General features: G+C 54.3%; 11 protein-coding genes. 3 read left to right on the forward strand and 8 right to left on the reverse strand.

Annotated elements, in window-relative coordinates; all coding sequences use genetic code 11:
- The 4 genes from ACMTNU_RS19545 to ACMTNU_RS19560 form a co-directional block, all read right to left on the reverse strand.
- A partial coding sequence (locus ACMTNU_RS19545; RefSeq protein ID WP_413936969.1) for a hypothetical protein occupies positions 1-229 on the reverse strand: 229 nt, incomplete at its 3' end.
- Positions 230-324: 95 nt separating this feature from the next.
- Entirely contained in the window at positions 325-1059 is a 735-nt protein-coding gene (locus ACMTNU_RS19550) for an intradiol ring-cleavage dioxygenase (protein WP_413936970.1), read from the reverse strand.
- A 30-nt stretch (positions 1060-1089) separates the two neighbouring features.
- Positions 1090-1800, reverse strand: a complete 711-nt coding sequence (locus tag ACMTNU_RS19555; protein ID WP_413936971.1) for a Slp family lipoprotein — start codon at positions 1798-1800, stop codon at positions 1090-1092.
- Positions 1801-1812: 12 nt separating this feature from the next.
- Positions 1813-2454: an outer membrane protein gene (locus ACMTNU_RS19560; RefSeq protein ID WP_413936972.1), complete on the reverse strand. Its 642-nt coding sequence runs from the start codon at positions 2452-2454 to the stop codon at positions 1813-1815.
- Between the two features lie 284 nt (positions 2455-2738).
- Between ACMTNU_RS19560 and ACMTNU_RS19565 the strand changes: the two genes are divergently transcribed.
- Together ACMTNU_RS19565 and ACMTNU_RS19570 are read left to right on the forward strand one after the other, a co-directional pair.
- Positions 2739-3140, forward strand: coding sequence for a YidB family protein (locus ACMTNU_RS19565; protein ID WP_413936973.1), 402 nt, complete (start codon positions 2739-2741; stop codon positions 3138-3140).
- Positions 3141-3340: 200 nt separating this feature from the next.
- Positions 3341-3721, forward strand: a complete 381-nt coding sequence (locus ACMTNU_RS19570; RefSeq protein ID WP_413936974.1) for a hypothetical protein — start codon at positions 3341-3343, stop codon at positions 3719-3721.
- A gap of 80 nt (positions 3722-3801) precedes the next feature.
- On the opposite strand, the gene ACMTNU_RS19575 is transcribed toward ACMTNU_RS19570, so the two are convergent.
- From ACMTNU_RS19575 to bioF, 3 genes are all read right to left on the reverse strand, one after another.
- Positions 3802-4980, reverse strand: coding sequence for a PilT/PilU family type 4a pilus ATPase (locus ACMTNU_RS19575; protein ID WP_413936975.1), 1179 nt, complete (start codon positions 4978-4980; stop codon positions 3802-3804).
- A gap of 26 nt (positions 4981-5006) precedes the next feature.
- Positions 5007-6065, reverse strand: coding sequence for a type IV pilus twitching motility protein PilT (locus ACMTNU_RS19580; protein ID WP_413936976.1), 1059 nt, complete (start codon positions 6063-6065; stop codon positions 5007-5009).
- A gap of 117 nt (positions 6066-6182) precedes the next feature.
- Positions 6183-7352: an 8-amino-7-oxononanoate synthase gene (bioF, locus tag ACMTNU_RS19585; RefSeq protein ID WP_413936977.1), complete on the reverse strand. Its 1170-nt coding sequence runs from the start codon at positions 7350-7352 to the stop codon at positions 6183-6185.
- Positions 7353-7506: 154 nt separating this feature from the next.
- Here bioF and ACMTNU_RS19590 point away from each other — a divergent pair, with 154 nt between their 5' ends.
- The gene (locus ACMTNU_RS19590) at positions 7507-8283 is read left to right on the forward strand and encodes a tetratricopeptide repeat protein (protein ID WP_413936978.1); all 777 of its coding nucleotides are present in this window, start codon (positions 7507-7509) and stop codon (positions 8281-8283) included.
- Positions 8284-8345: 62 nt separating this feature from the next.
- On the opposite strand, the gene ACMTNU_RS19595 is transcribed toward ACMTNU_RS19590, so the two are convergent.
- Entirely contained in the window at positions 8346-9650 is a 1305-nt protein-coding gene (locus tag ACMTNU_RS19595; RefSeq protein WP_413936979.1) for a transglycosylase SLT domain-containing protein, read from the reverse strand.
- Positions 9651-9786: the final 136 nt, after the last annotated feature.

The raw sequence follows: 9786 nt of genomic DNA on the forward strand, positions 1-9786 counted from the left end.
CCTTCTTATCCTTCCGGATGATTGAGACCATGCCGTCCGAACCGCCCATCTCCATTCGATCTTTATCGACCGTGTGATAGATGCGTGACTTCATCGTCATACCGCCTTCAGTCTCCATCGTACTGTCGGCCGAGTAATCGACTTTCACCTCAGGAGGCGGCGCGGCAATCACAGCAAAGGGAACCAGCAGGGCGCACGTCAACAGACCGGCATCACGGAGTCGTCTCATGTGCATGTCCTCCTAAGGCAGAGCGTGTATGAATACATGGAGCCTATCGAGATCCGCACGAATGCGTCAATACGTAGAAATGCGACGAGTGGCGATCAGGGCGTGACCAGCGCGATCGGGAAGGTTGCGGTATAGCCGTTGTTCGTTTCTGATGGCTCCAGCATTAGGTGCTCACCCCCGTCACGAAAGATAAAATCATGGTGATTGCGCACGCGGCGGCGACCATTCAACGAGTAGGGGAGTGCCCTGTGCACGTAGTCTGTCAGTGCATCGGGAAAGTATACCTGTGACGTGAACTCGTAGCTTCTTCGAATCATCGGCGCAGTGCGAATCTTGAAATGAATATGAACGGTCCTGATCGGATACCAGCCTGGGTAGATGGTTTGGAATCGTGCGATCCCCTGTGTATCGGTCATCTGATATCCGCGTAGAAACTTTTGTCCGGTTGTGTCAAAACCAGCATCGTGGACATCGGAATAGACTCCCTTCGCATCACAATGCCAGATGTCCACTAGAGTATCAGATAGGGGCTGACAGGTGCCCGCATGACTGCGAGACACATGAAAGGTGAGAGTTAACGGCGTACCAGCTGCGACCGTCCCGTTGGCTGGATCAGTGCGAATATCAGATCGGTGCAAACGTTCCTCGATGAAATAGGGCCCCTCGGTCTGTGCAGGTCTGACAAGACACGGGGGATGGAACGTATCGGAAGCGGCTTGAGTCGAGGTTCGTGCTCCTGCCATCAGCCAGATGACGCCGCTCGCCCCCGCCCAGGCAAGGGCTTCACGGCGAGAGTAGTGTGGTTGGGTAGAAAGACGCTCCTCGCTCATTGGCTCAGCTTTCTCCCCCTGCATCCGTCGCTACCTACCTCTCAGCCGTGGGTGGACGGCTCGCGGCGGCGGAGGTGATGACGGCCCGGGTGAAAAACCTCGGGAGGGCCCATAGAATCCACGGCCGCCATAATACCCGCCAAATGGTCCTCCCCAATATCCACCGTACGCACCGCCATAGGGGTAGAGCCCGCTGTACCCGTATGGTGGATAATAGGCTCCGTAGTATGGACTCCGATCCCTTCGTCTCTGGGACGCAATACTGTTCCAATCGATGATATGTTTCACTTCAAGAACAGGATAGGTATAGTCGCTTTCATCAAGTGCTCTGGTGATCTCGCCTTTCACGATGCCGATCACGGTAATGGGCGTCCCTTGTGGGAGGCTGGCTGGATCAAGAAACGCCGTTCGGACTGCGAGGAACCGACCCTCGGATCGAAGACGATCCTCTGACAAGGGACCGTCTTTCTCTGTCGGGAGTTGCAAGACCTCCACTTCCGTTTCAGCCTCTGTCCGTTTCGCGCGAATGACAGTCCCACCGACCATCACGGTTCGCCCGACGTATTCGCTGGGAGCTCGTTTTAAGTCTGCAAACAGGACGCTGGTATCGATCTCCTGTTCCAATCCAAGGGGAACTCCGAGCAACTCCGTATCGCGTTGGACTTGATGTACAGATTCAGCACAGGCCGAACACATGAGCGCCCCACCAACCAGAGACGCGAGCATCGTCATGCGAGACATGGTCGTTCTCCTCTAGAAATGATAGGACAGGCCACCAAGAACATGCTGAGCTCTGTAATTGCCACTAAAACCGCCGAGGTCACCGAATGCTTGATCAAACTTCAATGTTGCCCCTCCATACTTATACTCCCCAAAAACCGCGATCTTGGGCGTGACGAATGCACGAAGACCAGCCAGGACATTCCAGGCCGCGGCCAGGTCAGAATCACTCCGCACGGTCGGTGTGTCTCCAATGTGAGCGATGGCGGCTCCGATGCCGGCACCGACGTACGGCTGAAATGTTCGGCCTGGGTATCGTGCAATAACATTGGCACCGACCGTAGTGACCCGCATGTGAATCCCTGGATCTGAGTCCAGCTGCTTGATGTGTGGGGTCGTATGGAGAACTTCGCCCTCAATCCCGATCCAACTATGACCGGGGAAATATCCCACTTTGGCCCCATACGTAATCGAGTTTTGAAGATCAAAGTCAACAAATGGGCCAGGCACCCCGGCCTGGCTGCCTGTTCCCGCAATACTGTTGATTCGATCCGCAAAGTTTACTCCCGCCGTTCCGGCAACGTACATTTCAGCCGAGACCGGAAGCGCCAATACGTTGATACCGGCAAACCCAATTGCAAAGAGGCTAATGAGAGTCATTCTATGATTTGCCATCCTCGACCTCCGTTGAATCATCATACCAGAAGTTTCGTCCACACAAGGTCCCCGCTCAACACAAGGGCTGGGTCCCCTATCATCATGTTCTAACTATTCGGCTTCCATCGTGATAAAACCTCGTGAATTCGAAAACCTACAAGACCTCTGCACGATGATCGAATCCCTCGCGATCACCAGCAGATTCCCACTTGGACTCTGCATGCCACCTATGGTACATCACGTACGTGGCACAACCATGGGAATCAAATTCGCGCACGTCGCATTGAACGGAGGTACCGATTATGGGATTGATGGATCAAATGGGACAAGTTGTTGGCGGTCTTCTGGGTGGGCAGAGCGCGCAGAACCCGCTGCTGCAAGCCGTCACCAGTTTACTGGGCAACAACAGCAACCTGGGTGGACTGGCTGGGCTGGTTCAGGCCTTTCAGAAAAACGGATTGGGTGAGATTGTAAATTCCTGGGTGAGCACAGGCCAGAATATGCCGGTGTCGCCGCAACAGATTGAGCAAGGGTTAGGAAGCGATGTACTCATGCAACTGGCAAGCAAGGCCGGATTGTCTCCGCAAGATGCGAGCTCACAGTTATCCAACCTTCTTCCCAACCTGATCGACAAACTGACTCCGAATGGTAAGATCGAGGCCGATCCATTGGCGCAGCTCCTTAAGTTGGTCCAGGGGAAATAACGGGCAGATCCTAGATTGTCCCGATGGTCGGAACACGGCCTGATTATCGGAACATACAACCTTGTCTTCTCTATTAGGCTTTGGAGCCCTCTACATTAAAACCTGAACCACGATCACCGAAACCGGCTGTCGTATGGACAGCAATTGCGTTGATCTGCTTGTCGGTGATCTGGGCCCTTCGAACCCCATCTCCACGAGTCATGCCGAGCGAGACCATAGGAGGACCTCTTACACCGGACAAAGTCCCGTTGGTGACAGGGGAGGAGCCTTTCGGCGTCCTGTTCACACAGGCTGGCTGCGCGGTCTGCCACGTCATCCCTGGTATTCCCGGAGCCAACGGCCACGTTGGACCGCCCTTGATTCTTGGCACAACCGGCACACAACGACTCACGGATCCTGCCTACGGGGGAGAGGCCAGGACGGTCCATGAGTATATCGTGGAATCGGTGCTGGACCCTCAGCGATTTGTGGTGCAGGGATACCCTGAACACACCATGCCAACCTGGTATGGCTCCAAACTCAGTGCATTAGCCCTTGAACAGATCGCGGTGTACCTTGAACAGCAAACTGCCGAACACTAGCAAAAGGTAGGATACCGGAACGGCATCCTGGATCATTCGTCAGCAAGCTTATAGAGGGCGTGAGAGGGGAGTCAGAATTCCTATCGTTTTCGGAAGGGGGTGACGTTCCCGGAGGGACCGCCCTGGATTTTGAAGGCATCCGCACCTGGGCCTGTTCCTGGCTGCTTATCAAGCAGCGCGTTCACAGCCTCATCACCTTTGAGTCCTTCAAGCTTGATCTTCAAGCGAAGATTGTTCGCACTATCGGCATTGATCAGGGCCTGCTCCAATGAAATCTTGTTCGCCTTATACAGCTGAAACAAGACATAGTCGAAGGTCTGACACCCTTCATCTGTTCCTTGCTCCATAGCTTCCTTCAAGGTATCGATCTCGGCCTTCTTGATCAAGTCCTTGACACGCGGTGTGTCCATCATGATTTCTAACGCCGGCACCCGTTTCCCATCCAACGACGGGATCAGCCGTTGCGAAACAACCGCCCGCAAATTCAAGGAAAGTTGCAAATAGATCTGGGCATGACGTTCGACCGGAAAAAAATTCATGATTCGTTCGATCGCTTGATTGGCGTTGTTGGAGTGCAGTGTCGCAATGCACAGGTGGCCGGTCTCGGCAAAGGTGATCGCAGCTTCCATCGTCTCCGTATCCCGCACCTCGCCGATCAGAATGACATCCGGAGCCTGCCGGAGCGTATTTTTGAGCGCGTTCTGGAACGTCAAAGTATCAAACCCGACCTCACGCTGTGTGATGAGTGATTGTTTATGCTGGTGGACGAACTCAATCGGATCCTCGACGGTAATGATATGGCCCGGGTAAATGGTATTGCGGTGGTCGATCATCGCCGCCAACGTCGTCGATTTTCCGGAACCGGTCGCACCGACAACCAGTACTAAGCCGCGTTTGGTCATCGCAATATCTTTGATGATCGGAGGAAGTTGGAGCTGCTCGACCGTCTGGATTTCCGCCTTGATGTGCCGAAACACCAGACCGACATTGCCCTTCTGTCTGAAGATGTTGACGCGGAACCGTCCGAGTTCCTTGTAATACAACGCCAGGTTCATCTCCATTTTTTCTTCGAATTCGCTCCGCTGTTGCCCGCGCATGAGCGCCAAGGCCAGCGCTTCAAGCTGCTCATTTGTAAACGGCGGTGCCTCCGTCTGCTGGGTTGCGCCATGAACCCGATAAATCGGCGGAGCGTCGATGGTCAAATACAAGTCCGACGCTTCGCGTTCCACCATGACTTTTAAGAGACTTCGAACATCCATGCTCATACTCCGCCGTCGCTGTGGTCTTACGCCGCTCCAGCCACCGACGCCCCGAACAGATTCGGATTCATGCTACGCGACTGTGCCTCTGCCTTATGCACGACTCCACGTGTCGCAAGATCAACCAAGGCCATGTCCATCGTTTGCATCCCGTCTTTTTGACTCGCCTGCATGATGCCCGGGATTTGATGTAACTTCGCTTCACGAATCAGGTTCCGTACGGCCGTCGTCGCCACCATGATTTCTAACGCGGCGACCCGCCCTCCTGTTTTCTTCTTCAGGAGGGTCTGAGTGAGCACCGCTTCCAAGGCTTCAGAAAGCTGTGTCCTGATCTGCGCCTGCTGCGCCGGCGGGAACGCGTCGATGATGCGATCGATCGTCTTTGGCGCACTTGACGTGTGAAGGGTGCCAAAAACTAAGTGTCCGGTTTCTGCGGCGGTCAACGCCAGTTGAATGGTCTCCAAGTCCCGCATTTCTCCCACCAGCACAATGTCCGGATCTTCACGTAGCGCTGACTTCAGGGCATTGGCGAAGGACAGGGTGTGCACACCGAGTTCGCGTTGATTGACCAGACACTTCTTGGATTTGTGGACAAACTCGATCGGATCTTCAATGGTAATGATATGACCTTCAAACGTATTGTTCAGATAGTCCACCATCGCGGCCAGCGTCGTCGACTTGCCGGATCCTGTCGGTCCGGTCACCAAAATCAAGCCTTTCTCCTTGTCACAGAGTTGCCTGAGAATCGGCGGCATGCCGAGCTTCTCCAACGGAAGAATCGTCGTTGGAATATTTCGGAACACAGCGCCGAGCCCTCGCTGCTGGACAAATACGTTGACTCGGAACCGTGCGATGTCCCCAAGCTCAAAGGAAAAGTCACATTCTCGTTTTTCCTCGAAGGACTTCCGTTGAGCATCGTTCATCATGTCGTAGATCAACGCGTGTGTTTCATCGGGTGTCAGCGGGGGATGGTCAAGTTTTTTGAGATCACCATGAATGCGGATCATCGGGGGCTCGCCCGCACTGATATGACAATCGGACGCGCCTTCCTTGACCGAGAACGTCAGCAGCTTGGAAATATCCATTCGATGTGACCCCTGGTAAATGGGTTATAGCGAGGATGGAAACACCCTGTGCATCATGCCACAGCACTGCCTGAAAGCAAGAAAATAGCCGGAAGGCGCCGCACGGCGTGGAGCGAGTTAGAGGAGGGCAGTTTCACGACCGGCGAGCATCACGGCCTGCAGGGCTTCATCAAGTTGCTCCGTGGTGTGCGCGGCAGTCACTGTGAACCGGATCCGGCTCGTACCGTCGGGCACTGTGGGCGGTCGAATGGCAGGAGCATACACCCCGTGGGCGAGAAGACGATCAGCGAACGCGGAGGCATGCGCTGCATCGCCGATGAGAACCGGGAGAATGGGACTGACGGTTGGTGTCAGACGAAAACCTTGCTTCTTAAGCCCGTCGAACAAATATTGGCGATTCGCCCAAAGCCGATCTCGTCGGTCCGGCTCCCGCTCAATAATGGTGATGGCAGCTGAGGCGGCCGCCGCGATGGCAGGAGGAAGCGCCGTGGTAAAAATAAAGGATCGGGCCCTGTTGAGTAAATACTGCACAAACTCATTGGATCCAACGACATACGCTCCATAACTGCCGAGCGCTTTGCTGAGTGTTCCCATATGAAAGGGGATTCGCCGCTCCAGACCGAAGTGCTCGATCGTGCCACGACCAGTGGCTCCCATGATGCCGGTTCCATGGGCATCATCCACGTACAACATCGCGTCGTATCGTTCGGCCAGCTCCACCAGATCGGCCAACGGCGCCACATCGCCATCCATACTGAAGAGGCCTTCCGTGATGATCAGGGTGCGACGATTGCTGGCCCGCCGTCGCAGGAGTGCTTCGAGATGCGCACAATCACCGTGCCGAAAGACCCGGAAATCGGCCTGACTCAATCGGCAGCCATCAATCAGACTGGCATGGCACAACCGGTCGGCAAAAATAAGATCACCCCGGCCGATAAGATTTGGAATCACACCTATATTGACAAGGTATCCAGCCCCGAATACCAACGATGCCTCTGCCCCTTTAAACTTCGCCAGCGCATTCTCAAGAGCGGCATGGGGAGGAAGCGTACCGCTGACCAGCCTCGACGCGCCGGCTCCCGTCCCATATCGTTCCGTCGCCTCGATGGCGGCCTGAATCACCTGGGGATGTGTGGAGAGACCAAGATAATCATTGGACGAAAGCAAGATCACCGCACGCCCGGCATGGTTCACAATCGGTCCTGTGGCGGACTCCAATGGAAACAGCGAGCGTCTCAAGGATTGATCGGTAAGCTGTTGGAGTGAGGCTCGAAATTGATCGGTCAACGACTAGATTCTCCGACGAATCGGTTACGAGAGAGATTTCCCCCCTCTCCCTCTGGATTCCGATTCCATTGACAAGGTGCAATAGCCTTCAGTATAAAACAACGGTTCTATGACAGAAAGCCAGTCTTGATTTGCAAAGGAGTAATGGGGTCCGATGACGTACCGAATAAAAGTTCCACCGCGTACCTTGCCGGTTGGTGAAGAACAGCTCGTGAGCGGGCTCGAGCACTGGCTGATCGGGCTCAGGAGCTATCGATGGTCGTTGATTGTCGGATTTGTGCTGCTACTCCTGATGGGAATGGGCCTTTGGGGATTGTTCTGGTACGAGGAACAAAACGCCAGCAAGGCTCAAGAGCTTGAGCGAGAGGCGACGCTTCGCCTGTTTACGCGGCCTCCCACCGACTCACAAAAAACGGCGAATAACCTCAAAGAAGCTATTGCATTGTATAAGCGAGTACTCGAAGAGTATCCACGTACCCCAACAGCCCCACTTGTACAATTCAGTCTGGGAAATGCGTACCTTCAATCAAACGAGGTGGACTCGGCAATCGAGGCCTACCAACGATTTACCTCCACCTATGCCTCCAACACATCGCTCCTTGGACTGGTGTATCAAAAGCTAGGGTACGCCTTTCTGCTGAAAAAGGATCTTGACCAGGCAGCCAAAGCGTACTCCTCGATACTCGATCTGCCTGGAGCAATGAATCGGGACTATGCGCTATTTGAAGTCGCTCGGCTTGAAGAGAGCCGGTCGAAACCAGACGAGGCCTTGAAGCATTACCAAGAACTCATGAAGACCTACCCCAACTCTCCACTCACGGGCGAATCTGCGGTGCGAGTGAAGGTCATTGAGGCCAAGAAGAATCCTGAGCCTTCTCCCGCTTCCACCGCACCAACCACATCAGCTCCCTCCAAGCCTTCCAAACCCTAGGCCATCCACCTGAGCGAAACGAAGCGGGTGTACGGATCTTTCCAAAGGTCCGCCCGCTGCTCTTATCGGGCAAGATTCAGCAGTTCACCAGCTCGAATACCGGGGCCGGAAATATTATTGCGGGCCTTGATGGTCTTGATGGGAATTCCAAACTTTCTCGATATTTTTTGAAGGGTGTCACCTATCCGCACGCGATACAAGTGTGATGCACTGACCTTGGGACGTGCGATCTCTCGATCCGCCATCATTGCCACGGGAGGAAACTTGTGCGTGGGAACTCGTTCAAGCAATTCCAGCACTTTTGAGCTCATTCCGACGGGAACCTTCAGGTGATAGCCTGCTTCGTCCGGAGGCGTTGCATCCCGACGAAGTTCCGGATTCAAGAGTCGAAGATCATTGTACGAAATGCCCGTGACGTTGGAAATGGCCCGGAAGTGCAGCGGGCGAGTCACAACGACTTCCTCAAACTCATGAGGAGGAACCGGGTTTTGAGCAAACCCATATTGGTCCGGATTCCGAGCAATGATCGTAGCAGCCATAATACGAGGCACATATTGCTTCGTTTCCAGCCGAATCAATTTGGTCCTGGAGATCTCAGAAAACGACTCGGCTTGAGCCTTGTGAAGTGCGCGTAACACCTTTCCTTCTCCGGCATTATAGGCTGCCATTGCTAAAGGCCAAGTTCCGAAAATATCATAGAGATCTCTGAGATACCGCGCTGCTGCTACCGTCGACTTAATAGGATCTCGTCGTTCGTCCACATAGTGATCAATGCGTAACCCGTACAGCTTTCCAGTCCCTTTCATAAACTGCCATGGACCCGTCGCTTTGGCTCTCGAATAGGCGTACGGATTGAACCCACTTTCAACTAAGGACAAATGCACGAGATCACTCGGAAGGTTGAATTCCGCAAAGATGTTTTCGACCAGCGGACGGTAGCGATTGAGCCGCACCATCCACTGCTCGAATCGATCCCGAATTGAAGTGTTAAAAAACCGGATATGGCTCTGTACCGATTGATCAATCACCACTGGAATATTGTAGAGCGTCTCCTGAGGTCCTGACGATCCTGCGCTGACTGCAGTCTCACCAGAAGGCGTCTCAGCTGAATTGTCGCCGGAGGAAAGATCCGGTGGCGAGGCTGTCAGCTCAGGTTCCAAAGGAATCAGATTGGGATCCAGGTCATCGCCGTTTTCTTGAGCAGAGTCGATCCCTTCAAGGACCGTCTCCGGACCGGCAGGGTAGGGTGAAGAGGAAGACCGGTTCCCAGCAGCCGCCTCTTGCGCCAGACCTCGACAGGGAAACCCGAGTAAAACAGCGCCTACCACACAGGTAGTCGCAATTCCGGCAGCCCAACGCGATCGCATCACGCACCTCACCACAAGCAACGGCATAAGGGAGAGCCTATCGATCCCCTGCAAACTTGTCAAGAAATCGACTGGACACTCTGAGCTAGGCTCGAAAAAGTGGACGCCTTCAACCTATGATCTGAGGGTGGGAGGT

This window comes from Nitrospira sp. BLG_1, from assembly GCF_047338595.1.
Taxonomy (GTDB): domain Bacteria; phylum Nitrospirota; class Nitrospiria; order Nitrospirales; family Nitrospiraceae; genus Nitrospira_D.

What these genes read in the sequence shown, in the direction of transcription:
- ACMTNU_RS19550 (WP_413936970.1), bottom strand. Translation starts at nt 1,059, where the DNA reads ATGAGCGAGGAGCGTCTTTCTACCCAACCACACTACTCTCGCCGTGAA.
- ACMTNU_RS19555 (WP_413936971.1), bottom strand. Translation starts at nt 1,800, where the DNA reads ATGTCTCGCATGACGATGCTCGCGTCTCTGGTTGGTGGGGCGCTCATG.
- ACMTNU_RS19560 (WP_413936972.1), bottom strand. Translation starts at nt 2,454, where the DNA reads ATGGCAAATCATAGAATGACTCTCATTAGCCTCTTTGCAATTGGGTTT.
- ACMTNU_RS19565 (WP_413936973.1), top strand. Translation starts at nt 2,739, where the DNA reads ATGGGATTGATGGATCAAATGGGACAAGTTGTTGGCGGTCTTCTGGGT.
- ACMTNU_RS19570 (WP_413936974.1), top strand. Translation starts at nt 3,341, where the DNA reads ATGCCGAGCGAGACCATAGGAGGACCTCTTACACCGGACAAAGTCCCG.
- ACMTNU_RS19575 (WP_413936975.1), bottom strand. Translation starts at nt 4,980, where the DNA reads ATGGATGTTCGAAGTCTCTTAAAAGTCATGGTGGAACGCGAAGCGTCG.
- ACMTNU_RS19580 (WP_413936976.1), bottom strand. Translation starts at nt 6,065, where the DNA reads ATGGATATTTCCAAGCTGCTGACGTTCTCGGTCAAGGAAGGCGCGTCC.
- ACMTNU_RS19590 (WP_413936978.1), top strand. Translation starts at nt 7,507, where the DNA reads ATGACGTACCGAATAAAAGTTCCACCGCGTACCTTGCCGGTTGGTGAA.
- ACMTNU_RS19595 (WP_413936979.1), bottom strand. Translation starts at nt 9,650, where the DNA reads ATGCGATCGCGTTGGGCTGCCGGAATTGCGACTACCTGTGTGGTAGGC.